Origin of the sequence: Pseudomonas sp. Pse35 (assembly GCF_024519715.1) — a bacterium.
GTDB lineage: Bacteria > Pseudomonadota > Gammaproteobacteria > Pseudomonadales > Pseudomonadaceae > Aquipseudomonas > Aquipseudomonas paracarnis.
Genome location: NZ_JALJRP010000002.1, coordinates 1 through 14,387 on the forward strand (window position 1 = coordinate 1; position 14,387 = coordinate 14,387).

Sequence of the window (14,387 nt, forward strand, 5' to 3'; positions counted from 1 at the left end):
CCCCAAAATCTTGGGAGCGCTTCGCACTCCAGCGGGAGCAAGCTCCCTCGCCACAAAAGCGACTCTATTTCTTGGCCGCAATCATCGCCATGAACGCCGGCATCGCCGCCTGCCTGTCCGCCTCTACCTTCTGCGCATTGGGCATCTCATTCAGGCGCGCCAACAATGCCTTCGCCTTCGGCAACTGCTCCAGCAGGTCCAGCCCAAACAGCTTTTCGCCCACACCGCAGGCCAGGCTGAGGCTGTACATGAAATACAGGTCCGCGAGGGTGAAGCTCTCACCTGCCACATAAGGCGCAAACTTACCGTGCCGGCCTAACGTACCCATCCCAAGCAGCAGCTCGGCCCTGGATTTTTCCTTGATCGCCTCCGGCACCGTCATGCCGAAAAAAGCCTCGGCGTAACACGCCCGCGCAGGCAGTTCGATGTACAGCTCGATCTCACGGCACAACGCCAACACCTGAGCCCGCGCAAACGGGTCGGCGGGCAACAGCGCCGGGCCTTCCTGGCTCTGCTCGAGGTATTCGAGGATGACGCTGGTTTCGTTGATGAACCCCTGCTTCACACCCAGCACCGGCACTTTGCCGCGGGGGCTGACCGCCAAAGCTTCGGGGGTTTGCCCGGCGTAAAAAGGCACTTCTTCGAAGGGCAGTCCTTTCTCCAGCAACGCCAGCTTGACCATGTTGTAGTAGTTGCTGACCGAAAATCCGTAAAGCTTGAGCATCGCAAAGCCTCCAGGCCGGGTGTGGGGTTGGCTGCAAGAGTTATAGATCCTTGAGGGCACCCTGACCAGCAGCATCACCCACCTGAATGGGGGTAGACTGACGCCCTTTCCTTGAGGAGCCTGCCATGAGCGAGCCGACCGATATCGACAACGACGAAGAAGAATTCACCGAGACCACGCTGATCGAAGCCATCGAGAACCAGATCGAGAGCGATAACCCGCCAGCGGCCAAGGCTACGTTCAACAAACTGACCCTGGTGGGTTACGAGCGCGAAGATATCCTGAATCTGATGGCTCACGTGCTGGCGTTCGAGATCGATGCCATGCTCGAAGATGACCGCGCCTTCAATACCGAGTGGTATGAAACGGCACTGCGGGCACTGCCCGAGCTGCCGCCGGAAAAGGAATAACCCCGGCACGCAGCAACACGCTGGACAGTTCGGCAAAGTGCGTTCACCTTATGGCCTGCTAGCCTCTAATAAATTTTAGAAAGTCTGGAGTCCTTATGTCGTATACCCCTGAGTTGGTTGCCGAACTGGAAATCCTTGTACTCTTCCCCTTGGACAGCACCAAGGAAGGCTTGAAAGTCCATCAGACTGCCGCCCCCACTGCCATCGCCGCTGCCAAGCGCCTCCATGCCAAAGGGCTGATCGACCAACCGGACGGGGGCTACCTGACGAGTCTTGGCCGGGACGCTGCCGAGCAAGCCCAAACCCTGCTGACCATCCTCACCACTGCCAGCACCAAAGAAGCCGCCTGATACCTGATACTGCCCATGGAGTCCGCCGCCTGCGGATTCCGCGGGCACTGCTGCGCGGCATACAGAATTCTGACGCCAAAAAGCCATTTCCCTCTAAAACTCCTACGCTACTGTCTGTAAACTCCTGCATGGCCGCCCGCGTCGGGCCCTGCGAGCCAACGAGTTCGACATGACCCGCACCCATGAAATCCGCCCCGATCTGGACGAAGGCATCGACCGCAAGGTGCTGACCCAACTGCGCGCGCGTTTCATGACCCTCAATCAAGGCCGCATGGCCCGGGCCGTCGAGGGGCTGACGCCACGTCAGCAAAGCGTGCTGGCCTTGTTGCCGCTGTTTTTCCACGTCAATCACCCGCTCTTGCCGGGCTATGTCTCTAGCAGCACGCCGGCCGGGCTGTCGAATTTCGAACCGCACGCCCAGACCCTGGCCGATGCCCAGCGCCTGACCCGTTCGTTCTCCTATAAACCGCGCCACGGCAACCCGCCTACGCCGATCCACGGCTTGTTCCTGATGGGCAGCCTTGGCACCCTGGCCCAGGCCGATCAAAGCGATATGGACGTGTGGGTGTGCCACGCTCCCGACTTGAGCGAAACCGAGCTGGCCGAGCTGCGCAAAAAGTGCCAACTGCTGGAAACCTGGGCCTTGGGCATGGGCGCCGAAGCGCATTTCTTCCTGATCGACCCGACGCGCTTTGTGTTGGGTGATCGCGATACGCAACTGAGTTCCGACGACTGCGGCACCACCCAGCACTACCTGTTGTTGGATGAGTTCTATCGCACCGCGATCTGGCTGGCCGGGCGCACGCCCATCTGGTGGCTGGTGCCGGTCTACGAAGAAAGCCGCTACGCCGAATTTACTCACACCCTGGTGTCCAAGCGTTTTATCCGCACCGATGAAACCCTCGACCTCGGCCATCTGGCTCATATTCCTCCAGGGGAGTTTATCGGGGCCGGGCTGTGGCAACTGTTCAAGGGCATCGAGTCGCCCTACAAGTCGGTGCTCAAGCTGCTGCTGACCGAGGTCTACGCAAGCGAACACCCGAACGTGCGCTGCCTGAGCCTGCGCTTCAAACAGGCGGTGTTCAGCCATCAGGTAGACCTGGATGAGTTGGACCCGTACATCATGGTCTACCGCCGTATCGAGGAGTACCTCAAGGCCCGCAACGAGCTGGAGCGCCTGGAATTGGTGCGGCGCAGCCTGTACCTGAAGGTCAACCGCAAGCTCAGCGCCGGCCAGCGCACCGCCGGTTGGCAACGGCAACTGCTGGAACGCCTGGCGCAGGAGTGGAGCTGGGACACGCGCCAACTGGCCCTGCTGGACAGCCGCAGCCAATGGAAAGTGCGCCAGGTCGCCTCCGAGCGCCGTGCTCTGGTCAATGAGTTGAACTACAGCTACCGCTTCCTCACGCAGTTCACCCGCAGCGAACAGACCGCCAGCGCGGTCAATAAGCGCGAACTCAATGTACTGGGCCGCCGCTTGTACGCGGCGTTCGAGCGCAAGGCCGGCAAGGTCGAGTTCATCAACCCCGGCATCGCCCCTGACCTGGCCGAAGATACCTTGACTCTGGTGCAGTCGCCCAACCGCAAGGAGCCGGGCCAATACCATTGGGGCCTGTATAACGGCAACCTTACCGCTCTCGAATGGGAACACTTTGCACCGATCAAACGCAGCCGCGACCTGCTGGAAATGCTCACCTGGTGCCATCGCAACGGCGTGATCGACAGCAGCACCCGCCTGGCGCTGCACCCCGGCACCAGTGACATGACCGAGTTCGAGCTGTTCAACCTGCTGGGCAGCCTGCAACAGACCATCACCCTGCCCCTGGCCAGTGTCGACGAGGTCCGCTTGCTGCGCCCGGCAGTGCCAGAAGAGGTGCTGCTGCTGATCAACGTCGGGGTTGACCCGCTCAAGCATCATCGCGACCTGAATATTCTGATGACCACGGAGCGCACCGACTCCCTGAGCTATGCCGGCGTGCGCGACAACCTGGTGCTGACTCTGGACCAAGTCACGCTCAACAGTTGGAACGAAGTAATGGTCAGCCGCTATGACGGCCCGCACGCCCTGCTCGACTGCCTGCGCGACTATCTCAACCAATTGCCATCGAACCATCTGCCACGCCTGCGAGTGCGTTGTTTTTGTCACAACCGGGCACAGTTCATTGCCCAGCGGGTGGAAGAAGTATTCGACACCGCGCAGCATCTGCTGCTCGGCCAGGGCAATCATCGCTACCTGCTCCAGGTGCAACAGCATTATCACGTCATGGAACTGGTACCGGGCCAAGCCACCCATGTATCACTGCCGACTCAGGACGCGCTGATCGCTTACCTTAGCGAGGAGCTGGCCAGCTACAGCCCGTGGCACCTGGACGCCATGGCCTTGGAAGACCACGACCTGGCGCTGCTGCTGCCCATGGGCCAAGCCGAGTGTGTGCAGGTGTTCTACCGGGTCAATGAAGGCTTCGCCGACGTCTATGTGCTCGACGAATTCAACGCGCTCTGGCAACAGCGCTTGCCGTTTCATGATGAGCAAAGCCTCTTGGCCCCACTGCAACGCTTTTTGCAATCGATCCTGTACCGCCGGGAAGCGCTATTGTCCCTGGACACCCAGCAACCTGCGGGCGAAGTACAGATCCTGTACTACCAACTGTTGCCATCGGGCAACGGCCGGGCGCGGGGCGTGGAGCCACGACCGGCCCCGCAAGACCCGCCCAACAAGGCGTTTTATGACGTGCAGGCCATCATCGGTAAAGGCGCGCCAGGCCAGGTAGGGATCACCCTGTACTGTAATCAGCGGGAGTTTTCCGAACTGGAATTTGGCGACCAGCTGTTTGCAGTGGTCGCCCGGGAGATCGTCGGGCAACGTCGGGAAACCGAGCGTTACCGCGGCTATATCACTGATCTGGATCTGTCGGGGCTGCTCGGTGATGTGCAAAGCCCAAGCAATCTGTACCTGCGCTATAAAGCCGAACTGGAACAGTCACTCAATGCGGCCTTGGATCAGGTTTAGAGCGGGAAGGCGCCGCCATCTTTGGGCTGGCCTTCGACGCTGAGCAATTCCAGCTTGAGGGTCTTGCCGCCAGGCGCCGGCCAGTCGATGTGCTGGCCCACTTGCAGGCCAAGCAATGCGCTGCCCACGGGCGCCATGATCGAAATCTTGCCTTCGTCGGCGTTCGCGTGCTTGGGGTAGACCAGCGTCAGGTGATAGTCCTTTCCGCTGCTTTGTTCACGGCAATGCACGCTGGAATTCATGGTCACGACACCCGCAGGCACTTCATCGTGACCAACCACGTCTTCGGCGCGGTCGAGTTCGGCTTGCAACGCTTCGACGCCGGGAAACTCGTCGCCCAAGCGGTCGATCAGTTGCTCCAGACGCTGCACGTCAAGACGGGTAAGAATGATGGACGGTGCGGTGGTCATGATTCAGGCAGACTCCTTTTTTCTGCACAAAAAAGCAAAACCCCGCCAGGAAAAGGCGGGGTTCTCACGGACCTCGATGAATGGAGGTGTATCCGGACACTACCACAGCGACACAAATAAACAAGACGCCGTCAGGCGCTCGCCTTGCGCTGCTCGGCCTCGGCGCAGATCACCCGGCGCCGCGCATCGTCGGCAGAGCGCCATTCCCGGATGTCTTCCACATGGCGAAAGCAGCCAAGGCAGACTTTCCGCTCGTCCAGGCGACACAAACTGATACAAGGTGACGGCACCGCCGGGCTGACATTGCTGAACAGCGGCTTGGGCGGGCGTACGGCTACAGGCTCACTCACCATCAGATCTCGTCGAAATCCAGCTCGACGCCGGTGTATTCCTGAACCAGGCGCATAAGCATCTCACCCAGCAACTCTTCACTCTTGTCGCACTGCCATTTGCCGCTTTCTTCATCGTAGTCGAAGTGAACGCCACCGGAGCGCGCCGCCAGCCACAACTGACGCAGCGGCTCCTGGCGACTGAAGATCAATTGCTGGCCGCTCTCGAACTTGACCGTCAGCACACCGGCCGAGCTTTCCAGGTCCACGTCCAGGCCGCTGTCGTCGAAAATATCTTCCAGCTTCTCTTGGGTGGCATCCACCAGGTCGTGAAAACGGGCTTCGGTCAAACTCATTGTGGCAACCTCAAAAGTGTCTGGTTTTGCTCAAGCGCCGCACGATACGGGCGAGCTTCGCCGATTGCAAAGGATACTGATTTCATCACGGATGACGGTACGAAATATCCCCAGGCATCGTAGCCTGCTTCCCTACTGTCTCGGCAAACCCCCGCCGGACGGGTGGTGCGGCGCATAGGCAAGCTGGCGGGTGGTCGGTATACTCGGGCGCAATTAATGCATATTCAAGGATTTCGCCATGAAGCGCCTGATCTCTTCCCTTGCTGCGCTCGTCGCGGTCGCTTGCCTCGTTAGTGCCTGTGGCCAGAAAGGCCCGTTGTACCTGCCGGATGACAGCAAAGATCCAAACGAACAGGCGCAATCGTCGCAAAAGCCGTCAAAAGCCCATAAGCACGACACCTACTAAGTTAAGGGAAACTTATGGACGCTTTTAACTACCGGGACGGCGAGCTGTTCGCGGAAGGCGTGGCATTGTCCGCGATTGCCCAGCGCTTCGGCACCCCGACCTATGTGTACTCGCGTGCGCATATCGAAGCTCAATACCGCTCGTTCACCGACGCCCTCGACGGCGTGCCGCACCTGGTGTGCTACGCAGTCAAGGCCAACTCCAACCTGGGTGTACTCAATGTCCTGGCGCGTCTTGGCGCTGGTTTTGACATCGTATCCCGTGGCGAGCTGGAACGCGTACTGGCCGCCGGCGGCCAGGCGGACAAAATTGTCTTCTCTGGCGTCGGCAAGAGCCGCGAAGACATGCGCCGCGCCCTGGAAGTCGGCGTGCATTGCTTCAACGTCGAATCCACCGACGAGCTGGAGCGCCTGCAAATGGTCGCCGCCGAGATGGGCGTGCGTGCGCCGATCTCCCTGCGCGTCAATCCGGATGTCGACGCCGGCACCCACCCGTACATCTCCACCGGTCTCAAAGAGAACAAGTTCGGCATTGCCATCGCCGACGCCGAGGACGTGTACATCCGCGCCGCCCAACTGCCGAACCTGGAAGTGCTGGGTGTCGACTGCCATATCGGCTCGCAACTTACCACCCTGCCACCGTTCCTGGATGCCCTCGACCGCCTACTGGCCTTGATCGACCGCCTGGGCGAGTGCGGCATCTACCTGCACCACATCGACCTCGGTGGTGGCGTGGGCGTGCGTTATCGCGATGAAGAGCCGCCGCTGATTGCCGATTATATCCAGGCCGTGCGCGAACGCATCGAAGGCCGCGACCTGACGCTGATGTTCGAGCCAGGCCGCTACATCGTCGCCAACGCTGGCGTGCTGCTGACCCAGGTCGAGTACCTCAAGCACACTGAGCACAAGGATTTCGCCATCGTCGATGCGGCGATGAACGACCTGATCCGCCCGGCGCTGTACCAGGCCTGGATGGACGTCACCGCCGTGACGCCGCGCGCAAGCGACGCCCGCGCCTATGACATCGTCGGGCCCATCTGCGAGACCGGCGACTTCCTGGCCAAGGACCGTCAGCTTGCGCTTGAAGAAGGTGATCTGCTGGCCGTGCATTCGGCCGGTGCCTACGGGTTTGTCATGAGTTCCAACTACAACACCCGCGGGCGCACCGCCGAGGTGCTGGTGGACGGTGATCAAGCATTTGAAGTGCGTCGCCGCGAGACGGTAGCCGAGTTGTATGCTGGCGAAAGCCTGCTGCCGGAGTAAGCCATGCTGCTGCGTTTTACCAAGATGCACGGGCTGGGTAATGATTTCATGGTCCTCGACCTGGTCAGCCAGCACGCGCACATCCTGCCCAAGCACGCCAAACAGTGGGGCGATCGCCACACCGGGATCGGTTTCGACCAGTTGCTGCTGGTCGAGGCGCCGAGCAACCCGGAGGTGGATTTCCGTTACCGGATCTTCAACTCCGACGGTTCCGAAGTGGAACAGTGTGGCAACGGCGCGCGCTGCTTTGCGCGCTTTGTGCTCGACAAACGCCTGACTGCCAAACGCCAGATTCGCGTCGAAACCAAGGGTGGCGTGATCGAACTGGACATCCGCAATGATGGCCAGATCAGCGTCAACATGGGCGCCCCACGCCTGGTGCCGGCGGATATTCCGTTCCAGGCCACCGAGCAGGCCCTCAGTTACCCACTGGATGTGGAGGGCAAAACCGTGGAGGTCGCCGCCGTGTCCATGGGCAACCCCCATGCGGTGCTGCGGGTCACCGACATCAATAACGCCCCCGTGCATGAACTGGGGCCGAAGATCGAACATCACCCGCGCTTTCCGGCACGGGTCAATGTGGGCTTCCTGCAGGTGATCGACCGTAACCGTGCGCAATTGCGCGTATGGGAACGCGGCGCCGGCGAAACCCAGGCTTGCGGCACCGGTGCTTGCGCCGCTGCCGTGGCCGCGATCAGCCAGGGGTGGATGGATTCGCCACTGTTGATCGACCTGCCCGGCGGACGTTTGTCCATCGAATGGGCAGGCCCTGGCCACCCGGTGATGATGACCGGGCCAGCCACGCGTGTATACGAAGGACAGGTCCGTCTATGAGTGAGCCAAGCTAATGACCGATAAGCCTCAAGTACCCGCACACGCTACCCCGAGTGAAAGCCTGGAGGCCGCTGCTGTCGCGGCGTACCTTGAGGCTAATCCGGACTTCTTCGTCGAGCACGAAGAACTGCTGCCGGCCCTGCGCATCCCCCACCAGCGCGGCGATACCGTGTCGCTGGTGGAGCGGCAAATGAAGATCCTGCGCGAGCGCAACATTGAAATGCGCCACCGACTCTCTCATCTGATGGACGTGGCCCGCGACAACGACCGCTTGTTCGACAAGACCCGCCGCCTGATTCTGGCCCTGATGGATGCCGCCAGCCTGGAAGAAACGGTGATCGCCGTGGAAGACAGCCTGCGCGAGGATTTCCAGGTGCCCTTCGTCAGCCTGATCCTGTTCAGCGACAACCCGATGCCGGTGGGGCGCTGGGTCACAGGTGGCGAAGCGCAGACGGCCATCGGTGGCCTGCTGTCCGAAGGCAAGACCGTCAGCGGCACCTTGCGCGAGCATGAGCTGGACTTCCTGTTTGGCGCCGAACAGCGCAAGCAGATCGGCTCTACGGCCGTTATCGCCCTCAGCCATCAAGGCTTGCACGGGGTACTGGCCATCGCCAGCCGCGACCCGGCGCACTACAAAAGCTCGGTGGGCACGTTGTTCCTGACCTATATCGCCGAAGTGCTGGGCCGCGTCCTGCCACGCCACACCACCACCCTGCGCGCGGTGCGCTGATCATGGAGCGGCAACTGGACGCTTACTGCGCTCACCTGCGCAATGAGCGCCAGGTGTCGTCCCACACGCTGGAAGCTTATCGGCGGGACTTGAACAAGGTCCTGGCCTATTGCGAAAAACAGCACGTCAGCAGTTGGAAGGCCCTGGATATCCAGGCCCTGCGCAGCCTGGTCGCCCGGTTGCACCAACAGGGCCAATCCTCCCGCAGCCTGTCTCGCCTGCTATCGGCGGTGCGCGGCCTCTATCACTACCTCAATCGCGAAGGCCTGTGCGACCACGACCCGGCCAATGGCCTGTCACCGCCCAAAGGCGAACGGCGCCTGCCCAAGACCCTGGACACAGACCGCGCCCTGCAATTGCTCGACGGTGCCGTCGAGGATGACTTCCTGGCCCATCGCGACCAGGCAATCCTGGAGCTGTTCTACTCCTCGGGCCTGCGCCTGTCGGAGCTGACGGGCCTGAACCTCGATCAGTTAGACCTCGCCGATGGCCTGGTGCAAGTGCTCGGCAAAGGCAGCAAGACGCGCGTACTGCCCGTGGGCAGGAAAGCCCGCGAAGCCTTGCAGCTATGGCTGCCGCTACGCCTTCTGACCAACCCTGCAGACGATGCCGTGTTTGTCAGCCAGCAAGGCCGGCGCCTGGGGCCGCGCGCGATTCAACTGCGGGTCAAGGCTGCCGGCGAGCGCGAGCTGGGGCAGAATCTGCACCCGCACATGTTGCGTCATTCCTTTGCCAGCCACCTGCTCGAATCCTCCCAGGACCTGCGCGCCGTGCAGGAGCTGCTCGGGCACTCGGATATCAAGACCACGCAAATCTACACCCACCTCGACTTCCAGCACCTGGCAACGGTGTACGACAGCGCCCATCCACGGGCCAAACGCATCAAGGGCGGCGACTCATGAGTATCAAGCTGATTACCTTCGACCTGGACGACACCCTCTGGGACAACGTACCCGTCATCATCAGCGCCGAAGCGTCGATGCGCGAATGGCTGGCGACCCACGCGTCCAAGGTCGGCGACCTGCCCCTTGAGCATTTTGCCAGCCTGCGCCAGCAGGTGCTGCAGCGTCATCCCGAACTCAAACACCGTATCAGCCTGCTGCGTCATCGCGTGTTGATGCATGCGTTCGAGGAGGCCGGTTATCCCCAGCCTGAGGCCACAGAGATGGCGGATGTCTGCTTCGAAGCGTTCATCCACGCACGCCACCAACTCAGCGTGTTTCCGGAAGCCGAGCCGATGCTCAAGGCGCTGCGCCAGCACTTCCTGCTCGGCGTGATCACCAATGGCAATGCCGATGTGCAGCGTGTGGGCCTGGCGGACTACTTTCACTTTGCCCTGCGCGCTGAAGATATCGGCATCGCCAAGCCGGATGCACGGCTGTTTCATGAAGCACTGCAACGTGGCGGTGTGGATGCCAGCGCGGCAGTGCATGTGGGCGATCATCCTGGGGATGACATCGCCGGCGCGCAGCAGGCGGGACTGCGGGCAGTGTGGTTCAACCCCACGGGCAAGGCCTGGGAGGGTGACAAGCGCCCGGATGCGCAGATTCGCAGCCTGACGGAGTTACCGCCACTGCTGAGTCGCTGGAGCTAACACTGACCCCAATGTGGGAGCTGGCTTGCCTGCGATAGCGGTGGATCAGTCAACACAGGGCTCGCAGATAGACCGCTATCGCAGGCAAGCCAGCTCCCACAGGGTATTGCAGCAAACCGGTAAATTGCTCCAGGCATGAAAAAGCCCGCAGCGACGGCGGGCTTTTTCTTACAAGCAGGAGGCAGACCTCAGATAGGTCGGCTGCCGTACTTGTTATCCGGCTTCTTCGGTGGATCAGCCACCACGTTGGCCTCGACTTCCTGCACTTTGCCGCCTTTAGCGAGGAACTCTTCCATCGCACGCGCCAGGGCATCGCGCTCTTTGTTCTTGGCTTCAACGCTCGGCAACTCGTCTACCGACACAGCCGCCTTGGCTTTGCCTTTGGCTTTGGGAGCCGCGTCATCGCCAACACTGTCATCGACGTCCTCAGCAACGTCTTCGGCCGCAACTTCAAGACCGTCTTCGGTGTCGTCTTCATCACCTACTTCGAGGTCGTCTTGTTCCAGATCATCGTCGCTCATGTTCTACCTCATGACTTGCGAAAAGCAGATTAGTTATAGCCCAGCTTCACCCTCTGTCGAGGTTGCCGGAAAAAAATCAACATCCACTGGATCACCAGTGGCTTATGCCCCTTCACCATGCAAGGTGGCGAGGACTTTACGAGCACCGCCATGATCACGGTGCTCGCCCAGATAAACACCTTGCCAGGTCCCTATCGCCAAGCGGCCGGCCTTGACCGGCAAACTCAGCTGGCAGCCCAGCAGACTGGCCTTGAAGTGCGCCGGCAGATCATCCGGACCTTCGTCGTTATGTTCAAACCCTGCGCGACCTTGTGGCACCAGCAGGTTGAAAAAACGCTCGAAGTCACGGCGAACCGCCGGGTCGGCATTCTCGTTGACGGTCAACGAGGCCGAGGTGTGCTGCAGCCACAGATGCAACAGGCCCACACGGCACGCCCTCAATTCAGGCAAGCCGGCAAGCAACTCGTCCGTTACCAAGTGAAAGCCCCGGGGCTTGGCCCGCAGGGTAATCAGGGTCTGTTGCCACATACAGTTCTCCGCCCATCGGCGCGCATTCTAGCGCGCTCTGGGAAAAAACAAAGTGCCTAATACGCCTTCATGCCTGTAAGACATTTGCACCCTTAAAAGTGCAGTGTGGATCCCATCACAAAGTCGATGAAAAACCCATGCACCTTTAGCCACAGACAAACGCCGGGCAAAAAAATGCCCGGCAAGCCGGGCATGTTTTTTTCGCGTAGTTACAAGTTGTAGCCGCGCTCGTTGTGTTGCGCCAGGTCGAGGCCGACCGCCTCTTCTTCTTCGGTGACACGCAGGCCCATAACCATGTCGAGCACCTTGAGGATGACGTAGGTCACAATCGCCGTGTAGATCACGGTGAAGCCCACGCCTTTGCACTGGATCCAGACCTGGGCCGCGATGTCGGTCACGGTGCCGAAGCCGCCCAGAGCAGGAGCTGCGAACACACCGGTGAGGATCGCACCGACGATACCGCCGATACCGTGCACGCCGAAGGCGTCCAGGGAGTCGTCATAACCCAGCTTGCGCTTGAGGCTGGTCGCGCAGAAGAAGCACACCACACCGGCGACCAGACCAATCACCAGGGCGCCCATCGGGCCCACGGTGCCAGCCGCTGGCGTCACGGCGACCAGGCCGGCGACCACGCCCGAGGCGATACCCAGTGCGCTTGGCTTGCCGTGGGTGATCCACTCGGCAAACATCCAGCCCAGGGCCGCAGCTGCGGTAGCGATTTGAGTTACCAGCATCGCCATGCCCGCGGTGCCGTTGGCCGCCGCAGCGGAACCGGCGTTGAAGCCAAACCAGCCGATCCACAGCATGGCCGCGCCCACCAGGGTATAGCCCAGGTTATGCGGGGCCATCGGGGTGGTGGGGAAGCCTTTGCGCTTGCCGAGCACGATGCACGCCACCAGGCCAGCCACACCCGCGTTGATGTGCACAACGGTGCCGCCAGCGAAGTCCAGCACGCCCCAGTCCCACATCAGGCCGCCATTGCCGCTCCAGACCATGTGCGCAATCGGCGCATAGACCAGGGTGAACCAGATAGCCATGAAGATCAGCATCGCGGAGAACTTCATACGCTCAGCGAAAGCACCGACGATCAGCGCCGGAGTAATGATGGCAAAGGTCATCTGGAAGGTGATGAACACGGCTTCCGGAAACAGCGCCGCCGGCCCGGTGATGCTGGCCGGGGTGACACCCGCCAGGAACGCCTTGCCCATGCCGCCGAAGAAGGAATTGAAGTTGACCACACCTTGTTCCATACCGGTGGTATCGAACGCGATGCTGTAGCCGTAGACGACCCACAGGATGCTGATCAGGCCAGTGATGGCGAAACACTGCATCATCACCGACAGAATATTCTTGGAGCGGACCATGCCGCCGTAGAACAGCGCCAGGCCAGGGATGGTCATGAACAGCACCAGCGCGGTGGCGGTGAGCATCCAGGCGGTGTCGCCGGAATTGAGGACTGGAGCAGCCACTTCATCTGCCGCCATGGCCAGGCTTGGCATTACGATGGACAGCAGGGCTCCGAGCCCTGCGAATTTACGCAGAGTCATATTGTTTTCTCCTGGGGCGTTGGGGTTTGGCGGCTTAGATTGCGTCGGTATCGGTTTCGCCGGTACGGATGCGAATAGCCTGTTCCAGATTGACCACGAAGATCTTGCCGTCACCGATCTTGCCGGTGTTGGCCGCCTTGGTTATCGCCTCGATAACCCGATCAAGATCCTTGTCGTCAATGGCGACATCGATCTTCACCTTCGGCAGGAAATCGACCACGTATTCCGCGCCGCGATACAGCTCGGTATGACCCTTCTGCCGACCGAAGCCCTTGACCTCAGTAACGGTAATGCCCTGCACGCCGATCTCGGACAGTGACTCGCGTACATCGTCCAACTTGAACGGCTTGATGATGGCAGTGACTAGCTTCATGAAAACTCTCTCCCGAATTTGGTGGACTTGCCCCAGGAAAACAAACCCGTCTCAAGTCTAAGCGCAGTGCCTGGCTTTGTAACGCATCGTCGCCTCGGCATTTGCCGTCGCGACGCCAGCGAACCACTGGTGACGAGCCCTGTACCCCGGATCCGTCGGCGCACTGCATTCGTCACAGCGACTGCATCAGTGCATGGGTCATGATCGTCTAAGCAGAAACCTTGCCAGCTCCGTAAAAACCACCGAAATCAATCCTTTGCCCGCTTATGCCCACCTACGGGGCACCTGCGCGGCCGCAATGCGCATCAAAACAGTGCGCAGCCGCCCGCCCCAATGCGCGAAAACCGTGCGCAGCGGGGCGTGAAAATGACTATAGACGCTGCGTGGTACACTGCCGGCCAACTGTTTTCCGGAATATGTCCAATGCTCGCGCCCAAAGACTTCCTCGACGCCCTGAGCGGCCACGCCTCTCGCCTGTTCAGCGGCGACACCCCGCTGCCCCGCAATGAAATCGAAAGCCAGTTCAAGGCTTTGCTACAGAGTGGTTTCAGCAAGCTCGACCTGGTCAGCCGGGAAGAGTTTGACAGCCAGATGGTGGTGCTGGCCCGCACACGTGCGCGGCTGGAGAGCCTGGAGGCGAAGGTGGCTGAACTTGAAGCACGGTTGACGCCACCCTCTGCTGAATAAACACGGTGAGTGTGGGAGCTGGCTTGCCTGCGATGGCCATAGGTATCTACACAGCTGTGGCGACGCTGGACTTGTGGCGAGGGAGCTTGCTCCCTTGACGACCGGATAGCCGACGCTGTTCTAACTGACGCACCGCGATCCAAATGTGGGAGCTGGCTTGCCTGCGATAGCGCCCTGACAGTCAACACAGCTGGATTGTGTACATATCCATTGCTGCGGTAACGGCCACTTAGGGTTCCGCCCTGACGGCGGCTCACTTTTGAAAAGCCGGAATGCCGGCCCAGACAAAAGTAAGCAAAACGCTCTTGCCCGACCA

At 60.7% G+C, this 14,387-nt stretch carries 18 protein-coding genes; 10 read left to right on the forward strand and 8 right to left on the reverse strand.

Features of this window, described 5'->3' with window-relative positions:
• Positions 1 to 64: 64 nt before the first annotated feature.
• Positions 65 to 724, reverse strand: a complete 660-nt coding sequence (locus OC445_RS00710; RefSeq protein ID WP_034129047.1) for a glutathione S-transferase family protein — start codon at positions 722 to 724, stop codon at positions 65 to 67.
• Positions 725 to 849: 125 nt separating this feature from the next.
• Here OC445_RS00710 and OC445_RS00715 point away from each other — a divergent pair, with 125 nt between their 5' ends.
• The 3 genes from OC445_RS00715 to OC445_RS00725 all read left to right on the forward strand — a co-directional run bounded on the left by OC445_RS00715 (position 850) and on the right by OC445_RS00725 (position 4,494).
• Positions 850 to 1,134 carry a hypothetical protein gene (locus OC445_RS00715; RefSeq protein WP_014720450.1) on the forward strand — a complete coding sequence of 95 codons (285 nt, stop codon included), beginning with the start codon at positions 850 to 852 and terminating at the stop codon, positions 1,132 to 1,134.
• A gap of 95 nt (positions 1,135 to 1,229) precedes the next feature.
• Positions 1,230 to 1,484 (forward strand): TIGR02647 family protein, encoded by a 255-nt coding sequence (locus OC445_RS00720; RefSeq protein ID WP_003195403.1) that lies wholly within the window; start codon positions 1,230 to 1,232, stop codon positions 1,482 to 1,484.
• A 169-nt stretch (positions 1,485 to 1,653) separates the two neighbouring features.
• A complete protein-coding gene (locus OC445_RS00725) occupies positions 1,654 to 4,494 on the forward strand; it encodes a class I adenylate cyclase (RefSeq protein WP_198791823.1) in 2,841 nt (946 codons plus the stop codon).
• On the opposite strand, the gene rnk is transcribed toward OC445_RS00725, so the two are convergent.
• From rnk to cyaY, 3 genes are all read right to left on the reverse strand, one after another.
• Entirely contained in the window at positions 4,491 to 4,904 is a 414-nt protein-coding gene (gene rnk / locus OC445_RS00730; RefSeq protein WP_034129049.1) for a nucleoside diphosphate kinase regulator, read from the reverse strand. The genes OC445_RS00725 and rnk overlap by 4 nt on opposite strands.
• Before the next feature lie 131 nt (positions 4,905 to 5,035).
• Entirely contained in the window at positions 5,036 to 5,257 is a 222-nt protein-coding gene (locus OC445_RS00735; RefSeq protein WP_215908744.1) for a DUF1289 domain-containing protein, read from the reverse strand.
• Positions 5,257 to 5,589, reverse strand: a complete 333-nt coding sequence (gene cyaY / locus OC445_RS00740) for an iron donor protein CyaY (RefSeq protein WP_034129050.1) — start codon at positions 5,587 to 5,589, stop codon at positions 5,257 to 5,259. Before cyaY ends, OC445_RS00735 begins: the two co-directional genes overlap by 1 nt.
• A gap of 238 nt (positions 5,590 to 5,827) precedes the next feature.
• Here cyaY and lptM point away from each other — a divergent pair, with 238 nt between their 5' ends.
• From lptM to OC445_RS00770, 6 genes are read left to right on the forward strand one after another with little or no spacing between them, the layout of a single operon-like run.
• Positions 5,828 to 5,995 carry an LPS translocon maturation chaperone LptM gene (lptM, locus tag OC445_RS00745; protein WP_003195417.1) on the forward strand — a complete coding sequence of 56 codons (168 nt, stop codon included), beginning with the start codon at positions 5,828 to 5,830 and terminating at the stop codon, positions 5,993 to 5,995.
• Positions 5,996 to 6,009: 14 nt separating this feature from the next.
• A complete protein-coding gene (gene lysA, locus OC445_RS00750; protein WP_034129051.1) occupies positions 6,010 to 7,257 on the forward strand; it encodes a diaminopimelate decarboxylase in 1,248 nt (415 codons plus the stop codon).
• Between the two features lie 3 nt (positions 7,258 to 7,260).
• Positions 7,261 to 8,091, forward strand: a complete 831-nt coding sequence (gene dapF / locus OC445_RS00755; protein ID WP_034129052.1) for a diaminopimelate epimerase — start codon at positions 7,261 to 7,263, stop codon at positions 8,089 to 8,091.
• A gap of 13 nt (positions 8,092 to 8,104) precedes the next feature.
• Entirely contained in the window at positions 8,105 to 8,821 is a 717-nt protein-coding gene (locus OC445_RS00760; RefSeq protein WP_054896015.1) for a DUF484 family protein, read from the forward strand.
• Positions 8,822 to 8,823: 2 nt separating this feature from the next.
• A complete protein-coding gene (gene xerC / locus OC445_RS00765) occupies positions 8,824 to 9,723 on the forward strand; it encodes a tyrosine recombinase XerC (protein WP_034129054.1) in 900 nt (299 codons plus the stop codon).
• Positions 9,720 to 10,415, forward strand: a complete 696-nt coding sequence (locus OC445_RS00770) for an HAD family hydrolase (protein WP_034129055.1) — start codon at positions 9,720 to 9,722, stop codon at positions 10,413 to 10,415. The genes xerC and OC445_RS00770 overlap by 4 nt, the downstream gene beginning before the upstream one ends.
• Before the next feature lie 188 nt (positions 10,416 to 10,603).
• Here the strand turns inward: OC445_RS00770 and sutA are convergent, their stop codons facing one another.
• The 4 genes from sutA to glnK all read right to left on the reverse strand — a co-directional run bounded on the left by sutA (position 10,604) and on the right by glnK (position 13,384).
• The gene (gene sutA, locus OC445_RS00775; protein ID WP_014720461.1) at positions 10,604 to 10,936 is read right to left on the reverse strand and encodes a transcriptional regulator SutA; all 333 of its coding nucleotides are present in this window, start codon (positions 10,934 to 10,936) and stop codon (positions 10,604 to 10,606) included.
• A 102-nt stretch (positions 10,937 to 11,038) separates the two neighbouring features.
• Positions 11,039 to 11,464: a secondary thiamine-phosphate synthase enzyme YjbQ gene (locus tag OC445_RS00780; RefSeq protein ID WP_034129056.1), complete on the reverse strand. Its 426-nt coding sequence runs from the start codon at positions 11,462 to 11,464 to the stop codon at positions 11,039 to 11,041.
• Positions 11,465 to 11,673: 209 nt separating this feature from the next.
• The gene (locus tag OC445_RS00785) at positions 11,674 to 13,011 is read right to left on the reverse strand and encodes an ammonium transporter (RefSeq protein WP_020302863.1); all 1,338 of its coding nucleotides are present in this window, start codon (positions 13,009 to 13,011) and stop codon (positions 11,674 to 11,676) included.
• A gap of 34 nt (positions 13,012 to 13,045) precedes the next feature.
• Complete coding sequence (glnK, locus tag OC445_RS00790; RefSeq protein WP_002555808.1) at positions 13,046 to 13,384, reverse strand: P-II family nitrogen regulator; 339 nt, start codon at positions 13,382 to 13,384, stop codon at positions 13,046 to 13,048.
• Positions 13,385 to 13,807: 423 nt separating this feature from the next.
• On the opposite strand from glnK, the gene OC445_RS00795 reads away from it, so the two are divergent.
• Positions 13,808 to 14,071: an accessory factor UbiK family protein gene (locus OC445_RS00795; protein ID WP_003195432.1), complete on the forward strand. Its 264-nt coding sequence runs from the start codon at positions 13,808 to 13,810 to the stop codon at positions 14,069 to 14,071.
• The last annotated feature ends 316 nt before the right edge of the window (positions 14,072 to 14,387 follow it).